Source organism: Bifidobacterium sp. UTCIF-38 (assembly GCF_006454495.1).
Classification (GTDB): domain Bacteria; phylum Actinomycetota; class Actinomycetes; order Actinomycetales; family Bifidobacteriaceae; genus Bifidobacterium; species Bifidobacterium callitrichos.
This window is the reverse complement of sequence record NZ_JFAL01000023.1, coordinates 1-17,713: the sequence shown is the minus strand read 5'-3', so window position 1 is coordinate 17,713 and position 17,713 is coordinate 1. Positions and strand designations below refer to the sequence as shown.

Below are 17,713 nucleotides of genomic sequence, written 5' to 3'. Positions count from 1 at the left end.
AATCAGTCGAACAGCTCGTCGACACCGACCAGCCGGACATCGGATTCAGACGATGCGGCGTCGTCGAGCAACGGTTGCGTGAAACCGCCAAGCGAGAACAGCACATACGTGCGACGGTCAATCCCCGTGCGCGAGGCGCGGTCGCGCAACAGGTTCAGCACCGAGCGATCCACCGGAGTATTACGGAACTTGCACTCACCCATGATCGCCGCCGCCCCCGATCCATCGACTGCCATCACGTCTATCTCATCACGCCGGTCCCACCAACGCCCGACCTCGCGCGCGTGGAACGGCAGACGCCCGGCTATGCTCTCGCGCCACACCCACTCACGACATAGCGCTTCGAACGGCTTGCCCGCGAAATCATGCAGCACCGGCCCGACATGCCGTTCGTACACGCCGTCCACATCGCCCCGCTCCAGTTCCGAGCGGTAGGGAAACACGAACGAATACCAGAATCGGAAGAAGTTGTCGCTCAACTGGTATAGGCCCCGAGCACCCTTCGCCCGCTCCTTGAGTTTCGCGGTGACCGGGAACTCGCGCTCCACGATGCCGAGTTCCATGAGATTGGCGAGATAGGACGAGACCGTAGCATTTGTCATCATCGCGTGTGTGGCGATTTCGTTCAGCGAGGTGGCGCCAAGCGCGATGGCCCGTATCACACTGTTGTATTTCGCCGTCTCCCGCAGCTCCTCATGCAGCAAGAACTCGACTTCGCTGTACAGCGGGGAGATGCGCCGCAGGATGTGGCGCTTGATGTTCGCCTCTATGGACTCGTCCGGGTCGAACTCCTCAAGGTACCGGGGGATGCCGCCCAACATCGCGTATGCGAGCACCTTGTCCTCACCGCCGTAGTCGGGGAAGAACCGCACTGCATCCCAATATGGCAGAGGCAGCATCTTCAGAATGCCGGTCGCCCGACCATACAACGGAGACTTCTCCCCCAACAGCTTCTTCTCGATGAAGCTCATAGCGCTGCCGCAGATGACGATCATCAGATTCGCATTACGCAATGTGTGATCCCAGAGATTCTGCAGCACCGACGGCAGTGATGGATCGGACTTGACCAAGTACGGGAATTCATCGAACACGACCAGTCTTCGCGCGCCGCCCCTCGGCTCGGGCAATCGTGCCAACTCGTTCAACGCGCTCTCCCAGGAGGGGTAACGGCTGAGGTAGTCCCGACCGGGGGCGCCGGCCTCGAACATCAGGCGGGAGAACGATTCCAGCTGCTCCTCCTTGGTGGCGTTCTGGGCCGCGAAAAACAGCGTTTCCTTGCCGTGCGAGAAATGACTGAGGGTCTCGGTTTTTCCCACGCGCCTCCGACCGTATACGAACACAAGCTGCGCCTTGCGCGCGGCGAAACATTCCTCAAGTTGATTCAGATCGTCTTCACGCCCAATGAATGCCATGACGCCTCCCTTGCTGTTCGCGGCCCTTGCCTCCGTCACTGCGTCGTCGGATAGCTTATTGCATCACGATTTATTGTATCACGATTATAATAATTAAGATAAGATAATGTCTACGCTGCAGCGAATCGTTCTCATTAAGAAAAGTGTGAGCCGATCGCACGGGATCGCCCACGATCGCCCATAGACGAAAATCCCCGAAACCAGCGGAAGGAAGCTGATTTCGGGGATTATTCATGTTCGATTGACGCAGCGTCAACCCTCACACGTTTGTTAGTGAGAACGATTCGCTGTACGCCTTAGATCGCTCACTGCACCTGAGCGCGGGCGATCTTGCCGGTGAAGGAGTTGGCCTCGTCGGCATCCTTGACGCCGTCCTTGTTCCAGGAGAACATGGCGCGCAGCTTCGGGCCGACGGTCTCGATGCGCTCGTTGGAGTACTTCTCCTGCAGCTCCTTGAAGTGCGGGGCACCGGCATCCTGATCGTCGATGAACTCCTTGGCGAAGGAGCCGTCCTGGATGCGGCCAAGGTGGTACTCCATGCGCTTGCGGCAGTCCTCGTTGATGACGGTGTTGGTGTAGTCGCCGTACTGGGCGGTGTCGGAGCAGGACCAACGGGCCTTGTTGAGGCCACCCTCGTTCATCAGGTCGACGAGCATCTTGAGCTCGTGGCACACCTCGAAGTAGGCGATCTCCGGCTGGTAGCCGGCGTCGGTCAGGACCTCGAAGCCCATCTCGACGAGCTTGTTGACGCCGCCCATGAGCACGTTCTGCTCGCCGAAGAGATCGGTCTCGGTCTCCTCCTTGAACGTGGTCTTGATGGCGCCGGCGCGCAGAGCGCCGAGGGCCTTGGCGTAGGCCAGGGTCAGCGCCCAGCCGTCGCCGCGCGGATCCTGCTCAACGGCCACGACGACCGGGACACCACGGCCGGCGGCGTACTCACGACGCACGATGTGGCCCGGGCCCTTCGGGGCGACCATGAAGACCGGGTGATCCTCGCTCGGCTTGATGTAGCCGTAGTGGATGTTGAAGCCGTGGGCGAACGCGACGGCCGCGCCCGGCTTGATGTTGGGCTCGATGTCGTTGGCCCAGATCGTACGCTGGTACTGGTCGGGGGCGAGGATCATGATCACGTCGGCCTCGGCGGCGGCCTCCGGGACGGACTTGACCTCGAGCCCCTGCTCCTTCGCGAAGTCGACGGACTTGGAGGTCGGACGCAGGCCGACGACCACGTCGACACCGGAATCGCGCAGGTTCAGCGCGTGGGCGTGGCCCTGAGAGCCGTAGCCGATGATCGCGACCTTCTTGCCTTCGAGCACGGAAAGATCGCCGTCGTTTTCATACCAGATCTGTGCAGCCATGTAGCACTCCTTTAACTTGCGTACCTTCCGCGACGTACGGTTCGCGCGGTCGGCACACGGTGTTGTTGTGGTTGCGCATGTAGCGCATGTGGCGTTCGTCCGTGTCCGCCGGATTGCCGGTCGATGTTCCGGTGTTCCGGCCGCGGGGTCGGGGCGATGCCAGGCGTTGAGGATTGTGTCCTCGAAACTGGGCTCCATCCTACCGACACGCGCCCCGCCGGCACGTTTCCGTCCATAAGGTGGGCCAAATCACGACTTTGTGAACCATATCGTGGACGCATCTATATGGAACGAAGACACCATGACACATTCCGGGGTCAGTCACTAATCCCGAGGGATTCAACGCCAAGAATGGCCGTATCCGCGCTGAGTCCCACCAATCCGCGCGCGAATACGTGGGACTCAGCACAGTTCCGGCCGATTTCGTCCTCGAATCCCCGGAATCAAGATAGGCACGCCACTTCCGCACATCCATACGCCCACGCATCCGCATTACATATGGACGCCAATATACGACAAGGCCGCCAACCCGATGGAGATCGGAATGGCGGCCTTTGGTCATACGACTTCAGTCGCGTTTAGGCAACGCTCATGCGGCCAAGCTGAGGGCCGCGCCGGGCTCACTGAACCTGGGTACGAGCGATCTTGCCGTTGAAGGACTCGGCCTCGTCCTGATCCTTGGCCGGGCCGTTGTTCCAGGAGAACATGGCGCGCAGCTTCGGGCCGACGGTCTCGAGGTGCGGGTGGGAGAACTCCTCCTGCAGCTTCTTGAACTTCGGAGCGCCAGCAGCCTGATCATCCATGAACTCCTTGGCGAAGGAGCCGTCCTGAATGCGCTTGAGCTGGTACTGCATGCGCTTCTTGGTCTCCTCGGTGATGACCGTGGAGGTGTAGTCGCCGTACTGGGCGGTGTCAGAGCAGGACCAACGGGCCTTGTTCAGACCACCCTCGTTGGCGAGATCGACGAGCATCTTGAGCTCGTGGAAGACCTCGAAGTAGGCGATCTCCGGCTGGTAGCCAGCCTCGGTCAGCACATCGAAGCCCATGTCGCACAGGTGGTTGATGCCGCCCATGAGGACGTCCTGCTCGCCGAACAGATCGGTCTCGGTCTCCTCGGTGAAGGTCGTCTTGATGGCGCCGGCGCGCAGAGCACCGAGAGCCTTGGCGTAGGCGAGGCACAGCGGCCAGGTCTTGCCATCCGGGTCCTGCTCGACGGCCACGACGACCGGGACGCCACGGCCGGCGGCGTACTCACGACGCACGATGTGGCCCGGGCCCTTCGGGGCAACCATGAAGACCGGGTGGTCCTCGGACGGCTTGATGTAGCCGTAGTGGATGTTGAAGCCGTGGGCGAAGGCCAGAGCGGCGCCTGGCTTCAGGTTCGGCTCAACGTCCTTCTTGTAGACGGCGGCCTGGTACTGATCCGGCAGAAGGATCATGACGACGTCAGCCTCGGCGACGGCTTCCGGAACGGACTTGACCTCGAGGCCCTGCTCCTTGGCGAACTCGACGGACTTGGAGGTCGGACGCAGGCCGACGACCACGTCGACACCGGAATCGCGCAGGTTCAGCGCGTGGGCGTGGCCCTGGGAGCCGTAGCCCAGGATGGCGACCTTCTTGCCATCGAACACGGACAGATCGGCGTCCTTCTCGTACCAGATAGTTGCTGCCATGATTGGCACTCCTTTATGTTGTTCGGTATGCCGAACGAAAACTGCACGCCCGGCAATCGGTGAGATTGCTGACGGCCTTCGGCGAGAAAGGATTGTGTCCCTTGACGTTGAAAGTCATCGATCACTGGGTCTTATTTCTAGTCGCCCGGTGACTGACGCGGTCCCCCGCGTCCAAATATTGAGTTGTGATTTTCAGTTATGAAATCTTGCCGGACTACAGCTGGAATGTTGGGCTTCAGCCGCAGTCGATAGTCCCCTTGGATCCCCTTGTCAGGGGAGCTGGCCCGCGAAACGGGACTGAGGGGTAGTCTCTCCCCCAGTCAGCTTCGCTGACAGCCCCCTCATCAGAGGGGGGGGCCGAGCAAGGAAGTCACTTGGTGAAGTCGACGTCCTTCGTCTCACGGCAGGTGAGCACCGCGACGAGGCAGCACACGGCCATCACGCCGAGGTAGATGCCCACGGAGTGCACGCCCCAGTGGGAGGACAGCCAAGTGGCGATGGTCGGCACGAAGGCCGCGCCGACGATGGCGGCGAGGTTGTAGCCGATGCCGGAGCCGGAGTAGCGCACGTTGGCGTCGAACAGCTCGGGCAGGAACGCGCCGATCGGGCCGAAGGCGGTGCCCATCAGGGCGAAGCCGACGCACAGGAACACCATGTTCGCGAAGAAGTTGCGCTGGCCGACGATCTGGCCGTTGAGCAGGAACGGGAACAGGGCGGCGAACACGACGAGGGCGCAGGAGGAGAAGGTGATCACGCGCTTGCGGCCGAGCTTATCGGCGTTGACGCAGGAGATCACGATGAACAGGGCGAACACGCAGATGGCGATCATCAGCATGAGCAGGTACTCCTGGTTGGTGAAGCCGAGGCCACCGCCGCCCTCGCCCTGCTCCTTGGTGCCCCAGGCGAGGGACCAGGTGGCGAGCGTGTAGAACAGCGTGTAGGTGACGGCCACGAGGAAGGTGGCCTGAAGGACCTGCTTCCAGGACTTCCTGAAGACCTCGGTGAGCGGGGACTTGACGACCTTCTTCTGCTCCTGGGCCATGCGGAAGATCGGGGTCTCCTCCATGTGGACTCGGACGACGAGACCGATGATCACGAGGATCGCGGACAGCAGGAACGGCACGCGCCAGCCCCAGGCGAGCATCGCGTTGGAGTCGTTGAAGGACTCGAGGATGAAGTAGGTGCCGTTGGACAGGAAGAATCCGATCGGAGCGCCAAGCTCCGGGAAGGAGCCGTACAGGGCGCGCTTGTCCTCAGGCGCGTTCTCGGTGGCGACCAGCGCGGCGCCGGACCATTCGCCGCCGAGACCGATGCCCTGAATGAAGCGCAGCAGGCACAGCACGGCGACCGCCGCGACGCCCCACTGGTCGTAGGTCGGCAGGCAGCCGATGAGGAAGGTGCCGATGCCCATCGTCATCAGGGAGACGACCAGCGTGGTCTTGCGGCCCATGCGATCGCCGAAGTGGCCGAACACCAGCGAGCCGAGCGGGCGGGCGATGAACGCGATGGCGAAGGTCAGCAGGCTCATCAGCAGGGCGACGGTCGGGTTGTCCTTCGCCGAGAAGAAGATGTGCGGGAAGTAGTTGGCCGCTGCGGTGCCGTAGGCGTAGAAGTCGTAGAATTCGATGGCCGTGCCGACCATGGAGGCGGCGATCACGGTCTTGACCGAATCGCGGGCCAGGCTCTTCGCCTTGCCTGCTGCGGTCGTGTCGACTGAAGTCATGAGAGGAATCCCTTCCAATCTCGTTTGGTTCTTGTCTGTTCTCTTCCGGGAATGCTTGCCATTGGACCGTCCCGATGCCGTAGACCCGGCGCCTTGTGGGCTGTGGGCCGCGGACCTTGAAAGGACGTGCAATGAAAAAGCCCCGCTATCTTGCGCAGGGCTTCAAACGTGATCGATGCTTGCCGCCCTGCCTTCGCCAGCGGGGCTCAAGCTCATCAAGCCGAAATCAGTCCGCCAGCGAAGACGGGATAATAATTCGTGCGGACAGCAGAGCGACGTTAACGACGGTCAGAACCAGTTCGCTAACGGTGTTGAGGGCAGTGTATCCAGTCATCGCGGCGGCCTCCTTTCGGTCTCGAAGTATGTCATCAAGCGGCTTGTCTTGGCTTTCCGCTCGATCTGGACACAGAACATAGGCGCGCGCAATGCGACAAACCAGCGGGGGTTCACTATGTGAACAGCGTCACTGTTCGTAATACGGCGGACACGGAAAACAGGTGTTCGGGCGTCGGGCGTCTATCGGGTCTTGAAGTAGTGGAAGAGCTGGGATTCGCGGATGGTGAGCGCCGTGAGCAGGGCGGCGATGAGCGCGCCGGCGAGCAGGGCGATCGGCGTGCGGATGGCGGTCTGGAACACGGCCAGCGGATCGGAGGTGACCATGCGCGCGCAGTATGCGCCGATCAGGCTAATGGAGACGATGGTGCCGGCTCCGGACCAGACGAGGGTCTCGACGCCGACGCCGAACAGCTGCGCGCCCTTGGACTGTCCCGAATGCAGGGCCCCGGCGTATTCGAGTCGGCGTCGGCGCACCGCGATCACGCCCATGAGCAGGCCGATCGCGAGACCGGCGTAGGGCATGCTGCGCGTGGGGCGGTTCGCGTAGGAGGCCTGGGCGTCGTAGTGGGAGTCGAAGCCCTTGTTGAGCGCTGTCACGCCGGCCGAGCCCGGGGACGCGCCGGTGACGTCGGGTACGCGCGCCACGGACAGCAGCAGCGTGTCGAGCACACTGTCGGCGGGCCATTGCTTGGCCCAGCATTCCTCGAACGTGCCGTCCGACGGCGATACGGGCGTGACGATCGCGTACGCGAAGCGGGTGTCGCGTCCGTCGTTGGGCCAGTCGAACACGCCCGCGACATGGGTCGCGCCCTTGTCGGTGGGCAGCGGGGAGCCGGTGGTCAGTCCGAAGTCGCGGGCCATGGCGGTGGACACCCATACGCCGGATGCGTCCGCTCGGCGCGTGTGGTCCGTGGCCGTGATCAGGCGAATCATGCCGGGGGTCACCTCGTAGGAGGACACGTCACGACCCGGAGTGGCCAGCGGGGTGACCTGCGGTCCCTGACGCATCGCGCCGGACACGGACGGCAGTCCCGACGCGGACGCGGACGAGGACGAGGACGCGGGCGCGGCGAGGGCGTCACATGCGGCTCCGTCGACAGGCGAGCCGACCACGGTCTTGACGTCCGCGTATGCGCGGATGCGCGTGACCGCCTGCGATTCGAGCGTCTCGACCGATACGGCCTCGTAGCCACCCAGCAGTCCGCCGGCCAGAAGCACCGCGATCGCCATCACGAGCGCGTGCGCCGTGCCCGCGCCCACGTTGCGCCATACCTCGGAAAGCACCGCCCATAGTCTCATCGCGACTCCTCCCCCCGTGCGCCGGTCCCTACGGCGTCCACATCGGCCATGTCCACATCAGCCGCATCGTCGTCAACCGTATCGTCGGCGCGGATGCCGGGCGCATAGTCGGCCAGATCGATGATCCGTCCGCATGCATCGCGCGTGTCCGGATCATGGGTGGCGACCAGCACGATCATGCCCCGGCCAGCGAGATTGCCCAGCACGTGGCTGACCGAGCGGGCCGTGCGCGTGTCGAGCTGGGCGGTCGGCTCGTCGACCAGCAGCATGTCCGGACGCGAGCACACCGCCCGGGCCAGCATCAGCCGCTGCGCCTCACCGCCCGACAGGTCGCTGAATCGACGGTCGGCCGCGTACCCCAGATCGAACAGGCCCATCGCCTCCATGGCGAGTGGTTCGGCGTCGCGCCGACGCATGCCCTTGCACAGCAGCGGGAAGACCACATGGTCCAGAGCCGTTCGTCCGGCCACTCCGTACGGGTTCTGGAACACCCAGCCGATACGGTCGATCCCATGGCGTTCCACGCTTCCGGCGTACGGCTTCTGCCAGCCTGCGAGGATCGACAGCAGCGTCGATTTGCCGCATCCGCTCGGTCCGCATACCGCGACCGTCTGGCCGGACCGCACCGTGAAGTCAAGCCCTTCGAACAGCAGGTCGGTGCCCGCGAACCGGTGCGCCAGTCCGTGCACCGACACGTAGCGATCGCCGCCGTCGGCATCGTCGATGCCGTGCGACCGCACCGCCGCGTCCATGGATTCGCCCGTTGTCGCCACCATCCCTGCCGCCTCTACCGCCCGCATGACAGGCCGTCAAGCGCGCGTCCGATGGTCACGCGCGTGATCGAGGAGGGGTCGATCGAGGCACCCGATGCGTCCGTGGGGCTTACGAGACTCGCGCCCAGTTCACCGCCGATGATCGTCACCTTGATCGGATCATCCGATCCGCGGCCACCGTTCGTTCCCTTGGATGAGGCGGGCACGATGCATCCGGACTGTCCGTCGATACCGAACACGGCTCCAGAGGGCACGCGCAGCACGCGGATCGGCTCGGGCAGGGTCACGGTCGCGTCGAATCCCGTCGACCGCGCATCCTTCGGCATGCCGGTGAATTCCGGAGTCGCGGCGACCTTCGCACAGAACCCGGCATCGGTCACTTCGGTGGCGCCGGCCGGCAGGGTGCCGCTCTGGCCCAGGACCGTGATCGTACGGTCCCGATCGGAGGGCTGGCCGTTCTTGATGGCGAGTTTGACGATGGTGCCGCCGATCGAACCGACCGAGCTGCCGGCCGTGACCGAGAGCCCCTGAGACGCGGTCCACGAGCCGACCGCAACCTGCGGTGACGGGATCCACAGGGTGTCGGCGAGGGCGAGCGAACCGTCGGACGTGTTGCCGTTGTCCTTCATCAGCTGGCTCACGCCCTGCACGGTGCGCCACGTGTACCTGTTCGAGCCGGGCGAGGACCGGTAGCCCAGACGGTTGAGCTCGTCGTTCAGCGCACGCACGTCGTCGCCCGTATCGTTCGCCTTGAGATCGCGGTACAGGGGGGATGCGGTCGCCAGAGCCACGACCATGCGATCGTTGACCCGGTATGCGCGGCGCCCCGACGTCAGTCCTTCGCCCGACCAGTCGGTCGTCACCGTGCCGGTCGCGTTGCCGATCAGCTCCCGATCGGCGGACATCGTCGGCACGACCGTGACCTGCTGGCCACCCGAATACTCCTGCACGCCCGCCGGCGCGCTTGTCGCCTCGCCGCCGGCTCCCAGCAACGCCGGCGCGCGATCAGGCAGCCACAACGCGCACGCCCACACCGTGAGCGCCGCCACCGTGATCACGGCCAGCAACAGCCAGACCACCGGAACCGTACGGGCACGTGACCCCTTCGTCCGTTCCCGCTTGGACCGCAATCCCTGCTTTCCCCTCATGACTTCCCCCAACTCATATGCCGGATATCCGAGCCTAAGCCAGCTCCATCTTATATGCACAATTCATGTCGTACATGCCTAAAATGGATGTTCCAGCTTGTCAACGGGGTATGAGGCGAACACGCTGTTGGCCACCTCGCATCCCCGAACACCCGGGTCCTTGACATTGATGCTGAAGGCCTTGAGATCACCCTCCGCCCGTTCGGCGGCATACTGCTTGGCGGTGTATTCCTTCGGAACAAGGTTATTGCGGTGAAGACAGTCCACGATCGCCTCGTTGACGTTGGCCGCGAGGTTCGGATTCCCCTGTTGCATACTGAACACTTCATTGACCGGACCGACATCCTTGAAGCATAGCTGCCTGTCCTGATCGAATTTCTGTATCTGCGATGGGGTTCCGTTGGCATAGTACGCCGCCTCTTCATATATGCCGTTGGGGTATTTGTTAAGGATTATTTCCTTGTACCCCTTATCCAACAGGCATTGTTTGTAGTTCATCCACGTTCTCTCATAGTCGGAAACCGTAACGCCACCGTTGGCCTTTGCACGCGTGAGAATCTCACGGGCCGAGTCCGAGGTCTCCGGATACGAGAGAATCTGGTCGATATAGGCATTGAGAGAATCAGCCTTCTTCTGCCCCGATCCGACCAACTCGTAATCTTCATCAAGTTGATCCCCTGACTGGCCTTCATTATCCACGGCAGAGGAATCAGTACCGGTGGAGCCCGATCCGTCGGACTTTTCATTAGAACAACCCCCAACGGCAACCAACATCACCAACGCACAAATGGCCGCGAAAAACCGCGGCCATCCGGCGCATATCTTGAACAAAGACATGATTAATCCTTATTAGATAACGAAGCAAGTAATAAAAACAGCAGCAGATGCAATAATCCTTTTATGAACTTTCATGAAAATCACCGCCCTCCGTGAGGAGTAAGCTGACTATCCTCAACTGCATCATATAGCTAATGCTACGTCGCCATAGCTTATCTACTATGCTAATACTAGTACAGCAGAATTGAAAGAGGCAAATGTAACTACTCATTTTGTGTAGGCCGCACCTTTACGAGCATGTGGCTCAGCCGGCTTCCCTCCGCGGCCACGCCCGTCAGATCATCGGTCCGCAAGCGCGAGCAGGTAAGGCACTCATAACGTCTGACGCGCATCAGCACGGCACCGGCTCTCGCACCTCCTAAACCGATGCACAGGGATGTCACAACGAAACGTAAGGACTACCCCGCACTTCATGAGCGACTACTCATTTTGTGTAGAAACATTCATATAAGATACAATATATTCACATATTCAAGATAGAATTGAGTAAAATAAAGAAAGAGGCAAACATGAAAACAATAACAATAATCATGATACTGTGCATTACATCAGTCACGCCAATACAATACGCAGATTACAATTCGATCAATAACGCAAGTACAAACGCATCTGTAATGCTCGTATGTCCACCTTGGCTTCAGTGGCTATGCAACCCTATAAAAAATAAAAACAATATAATCACAACAAGAAAGAAAGCATGTAAATACTATAATCTTAACGGGATCGAAGCAATTGCCTTCCATTCGTCATTATATATGCCATATACACAGCTTCCACCAATACTTGATATATTAGCCTTTTGAAGCGATAAGCCATAGCCCGAAGAAAAAAAGCCATCCTGGGAATGTTTTATAGCATCATGACCCTTGTCAATTTTGTTTGAACATTCAATATTCATATTACCGCTAAGAACAGAAACTCTGATATGATAAACACAACCCGGCAAAGAATGTTTTAGAATATTTGCATAACATTCACGAACAAATGAAACAACAACATATCCAATATATGAATTAAAGAAGCAAGTCCCCTCACAATCCCACGAGCCTTTATATCCAAGTCGTTTAAGCCTCGCGTCCTCATCTGCAATAAGCAATTTCAAATCATTCATATTCTTTATATCAGGAAAATCAACATCTCCATCAAGACAATCAAGAGCATATTTCATTCCCATCAATGCTTCACCCACATAACCGTTAACCTTTACTAGTTCAATACGCTCAACCTCGCTCGGAGCTTTCCTTATCAAACGTTGCAGCTCACGCGTAGCAAGCGACAAGGATCCACTCATACCATCATGTATAGTGACGGCAATTCGTCGCCTTCTAACATCCTCGGCTTTCTTTAAATTCAGCATTTTTTCTTCCTCTTGTCTTTTATTAGCAATATTTTTCCAACTTATTGACTTGCCCAATAAATAGGAGACAACAAAAAAGGAAGATAAGCTCGCCAAAGTCATGTAACTATACTGACCAATATTAAAATTAAGTGTAACAAAAATTTGACAAACAATAAGCGACAATAAAAGGAAGAAAGAAATAACAGCCTTAAATTCATACGCAGCAATACCTAACGAAATTAAGATTCCCCAAATCTGTGAAGGGCCGCTATCCGAACTTTGACTTATAGAAAAGAAAATAGATGCGACAATTACTATAAAACAGCCAAACTTAGCATTCAATAATACACAAAAAATAGCAACAAGATGAATAACAGCAAATACGAGAGAACTAATGTTTCTAGGTGGATTATAATACCATTCAGCCACAGACCAAGATTCTGCCAAACCAACCAAAACAAAATATACTATAAATTTTGACCTACGAGTTAGAATATTATATATAAAATTGAGGAATCTAAATAAGCACTGTCGCAATTTCTAATCCTCACCGTTAATCCACATCCAAAGCGCTTGAAAACGGTTCTTTGCACCTAACTTATTTTTGGCATTCTGCATATGCTTGCGTACCGTTGACACCGCTATATTCATCTTATGAGCAACTTCTTCATCCAACATTCCTTCGGAAGCATAATCCATCACTTCCATTTCCTTAAACGTCAAACTATTTGCATTTCTCTGTCGCTCCTCCACAAGACGTTCATGAGCATGACGAACCGTATCAAAACCTGCGCCGCGAACACCTTCGCGTTTTATTATATTAATACTATTAACCAAGTCAGCTTCACTATTCTTGCTGCAAATGCCTTGAGCCCCACTGTTAGCGGCCTTAATAGCATATCGCTCCACAGGAAAAGCAGTCATAGCAAGGATCGGCATCACATCAATCTTCTCTCGAATTCGACGACAAAACACTGGACCCTGCATTCCATTCAGCGACATATCAACAAGTAACATATCTGGGCGACTCTTGGACTCAAGGCATAGAGGCTCAGCATCTTCACCAGAAGTCACCATCCACTTAACACTCAGTTCATCGATCAGATCTGTTAATATTTCTCGTAACGAATGCAACGAACGCTCATCATTATCAACAATCCCTACGCTAAATGATTTTGCCATCTTCAATAAACCATCGCTTAGAATATAATATGACAGTAAACTATTATAACTCACTAAATGACTCTTAAAATTAGTACCTCCTCATTTCGACAGACTTATATGAAACAAACTAAAGCAGAGTTAACATCACCACAATTGAGCATATGGATCACTCTGGAGACCCATATGCCAACCATTAGCGGCAAAACAGGCTCTGACCTTCGGATCCTGAATGTCGAACTGCGAATACTTTCCTGACCCAATCTCACTCTTGAAGGTACTGATACTGAAATCCATCGACACCGCACCGCTTCGCTTGAGGCAATCCGCAACACCTTCTGTCTGATCGGCGTATAGCGATGGATTACCTACCTGAGCGGTATACAAAGTATCGATGGCCATTATCTTCTTGCCATAGCATTCATGATAATCCTCGGCATATTTTTCCTCCTGCTTCTGAGTACCTACCATATGCGACGGCATTTCATACACCCCATTGGGCCATTTGATCAGCTCAAACGGCTTGTAGCCACGAGATACCATGCAGGACTTGTAATCCGACCACGCCTTCTCGTAGTCGGACGCCGACAGTCCACCGTTCTTTTTCGCCCGCTCCAATACGGGCTTCTCGTCCTTGCTGGCCCACGTCAGCAACTGATCGATATAATCGTTCATATTGCCTGCAAGCTTCTGACCGGGGGCGGCAGACGTCACGCCGTCATTCCCACCGGTTGACCTACTGGACGATGCGCCATCCGCTTGCGGCTCACTCTTGCTGGCATTACTTGAAGGAGCGCCGCAAGCAGATGACAAACAGATGCAGGCAATGATCCCAACCACCTTCATTATCGGCCTGACATAAAACGCAGTATGCATCATTGCCTCCATCTGCATCAGCCTAGGCGACCAGCCTTAGCATCATCATTATAGTTGCAAGGAGAGCCCCATTTCTCGGCAATTGCCCTCCCACCAGGACCTGCTTCGACATAGCTAGCAAGCCCATCCTGAATTGCACGCGCATACACACGCACAGTATGCCGACTAGTGGAAATCGCCAAGGAATAATCCTGGCTATCGCTAACATTAATTTCTGTGTAGCATCTGAAATCACAAGGGAGCTCTTTTGCGTTAGCAGTCATGGCACCAACACCCATAACCCCCAAGCATACCACAGAAGAGACTCCTCCAGCTATGATCCTTTTAAAGATACCATGACCGTGGATGACATCGCCACCGGATGAGCCGAGAACGCGTCTTGCAGAAACAACGCATTCGCGAACTGCTCAAGGGCGCAGGAACCGGTTCAAGGGCGCAGGCACCGGTCGAGTCCCGTCTGTGTTTTGTTTCAATGTTTGTTCAGCAGGTTTGGCAGTGTTTTTCCGCAGTGGGGGGTGGTGACGTTTTGTTGGACTTCATTGTCTGAATGGTCGTCCTGAACGTTATCACATGTGTTCAGGCGACGAGCCCGAGCTGGATGCGTTTGTCCATGATGCTCATCCCGTATTCGAGTTTGATGCGCTTGTCCCGGTACCAGACCATGTACTCGTTCAGCAGGCCGATGAATTCGTCGACCGTGACGCCTTGGAAACTGCGCTTGTGGAAGAACTCCTGCTTGAGCCGGCCGAAGAACCCCTCGGCGGCCGCGTTGTCCGGGCTGCAGCCCTTCGCGCTCATCGACCTCGTCAATCCATGGTCCGTGCAGATGCGGATCCACTCCGGCCACCGGTAGTGGCAGCCCCGGTCCGAGTGGATGACGGGCGTCTGGCCGGGGCGGAGCGTGGCGCACGCATCCTCGAGCATCCCGTTGGCCAAGGCCGCGTTGGGGCTGGTGCCAATCGTCCACGCGACCGGCATGCCGTCATAGCAGTCGATCACCGGCGACAGGTACACCTTGCCCGCGGGGATCGAGAACTCGGTGATGTCGGTGACCCACAGCTCGTTCGGGTTCACGGCGTGGAAGTCACGGTTGACGAGGTTCCTCGGCGCCCGGCCGATCTCGCCCTTGTAGGAGCTGTACCGCCTCGAGCTCTTGAACAAGGGCACCAGCCCGTGCATGGTTCATCAGGCGCATGATCCGCTTCGCCGACGCGATGACGCCCGCGCTCCTGAGCTCCTGATGGATGCGCTTGTACCCGTATCGTCTCCTGCTGTTCTCGAACGCCTCGCGTACCAGGGCCAGCAGGTCACGGTCCCTGTCGGGCCGGTTCGTGGGCTTCAACTGGTAGTAGTACGTGCTGCGCGCGATACCGACCCGTCCCAGCAGGTCCTCGGCCCGGACGCCGTGCTCCTCACTGACGGCCCTGATCAGCGTCGCCTTCTCTCGGTTGGTCAGGTTGTCCGGGTCTGCGCCCGGCTCTTTTCCCACCAGCTCCGCGGGCTTGCGCATGATCGCCAGCCGGACTTCCATGTCCCGGCATTCGGCACGCAAACGCTCCAGATCGGCGTTCAATGTCGCGATCTCGCCACGCATTGCCTCCGGATCCCGTCGTGTCGCATTATCCCCGTCGTCCGGATCGTCCTTCGTCACCGCGATTCCCTTCATCCCGCCGAGCAGCTGCCGCTTCCAGTTTCGCACGACCGATGAATCCACGCCCAACCCGTCCGCCGCCTGACGCGACGTCATCCGACCGGACGCGACCCTAAGCACGGCCTCCCGCTTCAGACGCTCGGGTATCGGCCCGTGGCGCAGCCGGCGTTCGCCGGGCGCGAGCTCGTCGATCCACGAGGCCAGCACCTCCTTGCTAGGATACCCCAGCTGGCGTATCGTGCGGCTCACGCGCCGGCCGTGCGTCAGGTAATGATCCACCGCGGCCCGCCTCTGCCCCAACGTGTAGCGCGCATACCGTTCACCCCTGCCCGAAGGCACCCCGGTCTCCTGCTCCTCGAGCCAGTCCCGATACCACATGCGCAACGCATCCCGACTGGGATAACCCAACTCGCGGATCACATCCGCCGCGCAACACCCGTACCGGACATACAACTCCACCGCACGCCGCCGCTGCTCACTCGTATACTTCGCCATGGCCCGCCTCCCGGAACCTCCAGTCCAAGAAAACGGCACCACCTCGCACTGCGGAAAAACACTACACACAACGCAAACACACACTTGACGTTGATAATGGTTATGCCGGTTTAGCTGGCCGGTGATAATGGAAGTGGCGGCCTAGCGGTGACCCCAAACTTGACTGACGGCCCCGACGAGCGGGGCCTGTCCTTATTTTGATTTGTCCCGCCCGGCCACCGACCCGGAGGCGCATGGCGCATGACCTCATAGGAGCGTGGACGCTCCATCGGATCCCTGCAAGAACCATGGTAGCGTGTCCCGTCAACGTCCTGTCTGGGCCGGAACGCCCCGGGAAGGCAACGAACCGACGAAGGAGACGACGATGGAGACGCCGACCACGGTCATCGCCGGCGTGGACACCCATGCCGACACCCACACCCTCGCACTGCTCGACACGAACGGCAGGGTTATTTCCACCGAAACGTTCGAGACCAGCCCGGACGGATACGAACGCCTGATCGACGCCCTCGGCAAGCCCTCACGCTGCGCCGGAATCGGCGTGGAGGGCACGAACTCGTTCGGCGCGGCGCTGGCCAGACGGCTCTCGGCCGGAGGGTTCCCCGTATACGAGGTGCTCAGGCCGAACCGCGGAGTGCGACGCAAGGACGGGAAATCCGATCCCATCGACGCGATCGCCGCCGCGCGCGGCGTGCTCGCCGGCGAAGCGACGAGCCTGCCGAAAAGCTCGGACGGCTGGGTCGAGGCGCTACGGCACCTGAACGCGGAACGCTCCCAGCTGGTCGCGGCGATGACCATGCTGGCCAACTCCACCGGAGGCCTGCTGGTCACCGCCCCCGAACCGGTCAGGGAACGATACCGGGGGCTGCGCACCGAGACTCGCATGAACCATCTGGCCTCATGCCGGCCGTCAGGAGGTCTTGTCGCACACAGCGTGCTCACCGCACTCAAAAGCGCTGCCAAGGCGTGGAAAACACTCAAGGAGCAGGCCGACCTGCTCGAGGAACGCATGCGCCGCATCCTCGAGGCCAACGCGCGTCCCCTGCTCACATCTACTGCGCCGGCACCATCACTGCGGCCACGATCGCCATCGTCGCCGGGGACAACCCCGAACGCATCCGCGACGAGGCTGCGTTCGCCAAACTCTGCGGCGCATGCCCCATCCCCGCATCCAGCGGCAAAACCAACCGCCACAGGCTCAACCGGGGCGGCAACAGGCAAGGCAACATGGCGCTGCACCGCATCGCCATCGTCAGACTCAGATACCACCAGCCAACCCGTGACTACGTGTCAAAGAAAACCAGGGAAGGCAAAAGCAAACTCGAAATCATCCGCTGCCTCAAACGCTACATCGCCCGCGAAGCGTACAAGGCGCTTCTCGCCATACGCAACGGCAACGCAGGACAACGAGAAACACCGCGGGAACGCGGCGTGCGACTACGCCGTCTGCGCACGAGCCACGGCATCACGCAGCAACAGGTCGGCGAGGCATTGGCCGTACCCTCCAGCAGAATCAGCGAAATCGAACGCGGGACCCGCAACCTGCCCGGACTCGAACAACGCGCCACCCAATGGATACACTCCATCACCACCCCGACGACACAACACTCTCAACCATTTGACAATAAATAG

The 17,713-nt window shown here is 58.7% G+C and carries 14 protein-coding genes and 1 pseudogene; 2 read left to right on the top strand and 13 right to left on the bottom strand.

The window, feature by feature from the left end; translation table 11 throughout:
• Positions 1–2: 2 nt before the first annotated feature.
• The 13 genes from BW11_RS07885 to BW11_RS07830 all read right to left on the bottom strand — a co-directional run bounded on the left by BW11_RS07885 (position 3) and on the right by BW11_RS07830 (position 16,081).
• A complete protein-coding gene (locus tag BW11_RS07885; RefSeq protein ID WP_140445273.1) occupies positions 3–1,412 on the bottom strand; it encodes an ATP-binding protein in 1,410 nt (469 codons plus the stop codon).
• Between the two features lie 305 nt (positions 1,413–1,717).
• Positions 1,718–2,770 carry a ketol-acid reductoisomerase gene (gene ilvC, locus BW11_RS07880; RefSeq protein WP_043166757.1) on the bottom strand — a complete coding sequence of 351 codons (1,053 nt, stop codon included), beginning with the start codon at positions 2,768–2,770 and terminating at the stop codon, positions 1,718–1,720.
• A 620-nt stretch (positions 2,771–3,390) separates the two neighbouring features.
• A complete protein-coding gene (ilvC, locus tag BW11_RS07875) occupies positions 3,391–4,443 on the bottom strand; it encodes a ketol-acid reductoisomerase (RefSeq protein ID WP_140445274.1) in 1,053 nt (350 codons plus the stop codon).
• A gap of 370 nt (positions 4,444–4,813) precedes the next feature.
• Positions 4,814–6,166: an MFS transporter gene (locus tag BW11_RS07870; RefSeq protein ID WP_140445275.1), complete on the bottom strand. Its 1,353-nt coding sequence runs from the start codon at positions 6,164–6,166 to the stop codon at positions 4,814–4,816.
• 516 nt (positions 6,167–6,682) lie between these two features.
• Complete coding sequence (locus BW11_RS07865) at positions 6,683–7,801, bottom strand: hypothetical protein (RefSeq protein ID WP_140445276.1); 1,119 nt, start codon at positions 7,799–7,801, stop codon at positions 6,683–6,685.
• A complete protein-coding gene (locus tag BW11_RS07860; RefSeq protein WP_140445294.1) occupies positions 7,798–8,553 on the bottom strand; it encodes an ABC transporter ATP-binding protein in 756 nt (251 codons plus the stop codon). The genes BW11_RS07865 and BW11_RS07860 overlap by 4 nt, the downstream gene beginning before the upstream one ends.
• Positions 8,554–8,588: 35 nt before the next feature.
• Positions 8,589–9,722: a peptidoglycan-binding protein gene (locus tag BW11_RS07855; RefSeq protein WP_140445277.1), complete on the bottom strand. Its 1,134-nt coding sequence runs from the start codon at positions 9,720–9,722 to the stop codon at positions 8,589–8,591.
• Between the two features lie 78 nt (positions 9,723–9,800).
• On the bottom strand, positions 9,801–10,559 hold the full coding sequence (locus tag BW11_RS07850; RefSeq protein WP_140445278.1) for a hypothetical protein: 759 nt from the start codon (positions 10,557–10,559) through the stop codon (positions 9,801–9,803).
• 706 nt (positions 10,560–11,265) lie between these two features.
• A complete protein-coding gene (locus BW11_RS07845; RefSeq protein WP_140445279.1) occupies positions 11,266–12,327 on the bottom strand; it encodes a hypothetical protein in 1,062 nt (353 codons plus the stop codon).
• 111 nt (positions 12,328–12,438) lie between these two features.
• Positions 12,439–13,080: a response regulator transcription factor gene (locus BW11_RS07840; protein WP_140445280.1), complete on the bottom strand. Its 642-nt coding sequence runs from the start codon at positions 13,078–13,080 to the stop codon at positions 12,439–12,441.
• A gap of 126 nt (positions 13,081–13,206) precedes the next feature.
• On the bottom strand, positions 13,207–13,953 hold the full coding sequence (locus BW11_RS07835) for a hypothetical protein (protein ID WP_140445281.1): 747 nt from the start codon (positions 13,951–13,953) through the stop codon (positions 13,207–13,209).
• 558 nt (positions 13,954–14,511) lie between these two features.
• Positions 14,512–15,102 (bottom strand): IS3 family transposase, encoded by a 591-nt coding sequence (locus BW11_RS11865; protein ID WP_258184604.1) that lies wholly within the window; start codon positions 15,100–15,102, stop codon positions 14,512–14,514.
• Positions 15,020–16,081 (bottom strand): IS3 family transposase, encoded by a 1,062-nt coding sequence (locus BW11_RS07830; RefSeq protein ID WP_258184605.1) that lies wholly within the window; start codon positions 16,079–16,081, stop codon positions 15,020–15,022. Before BW11_RS07830 ends, BW11_RS11865 begins: the two co-directional genes overlap by 83 nt.
• Positions 16,082–16,445: 364 nt before the next feature.
• Between BW11_RS07830 and BW11_RS11860 the strand changes: the two are divergent.
• Positions 16,446–16,847, top strand: a pseudogene (locus BW11_RS11860) (transposase); the annotation flags it as partial.
• A 200-nt stretch (positions 16,848–17,047) separates the two neighbouring features.
• The gene (locus BW11_RS11855; protein ID WP_258184606.1) at positions 17,048–17,713 is read left to right on the top strand and encodes a transposase; all 666 of its coding nucleotides are present in this window, start codon (positions 17,048–17,050) and stop codon (positions 17,711–17,713) included.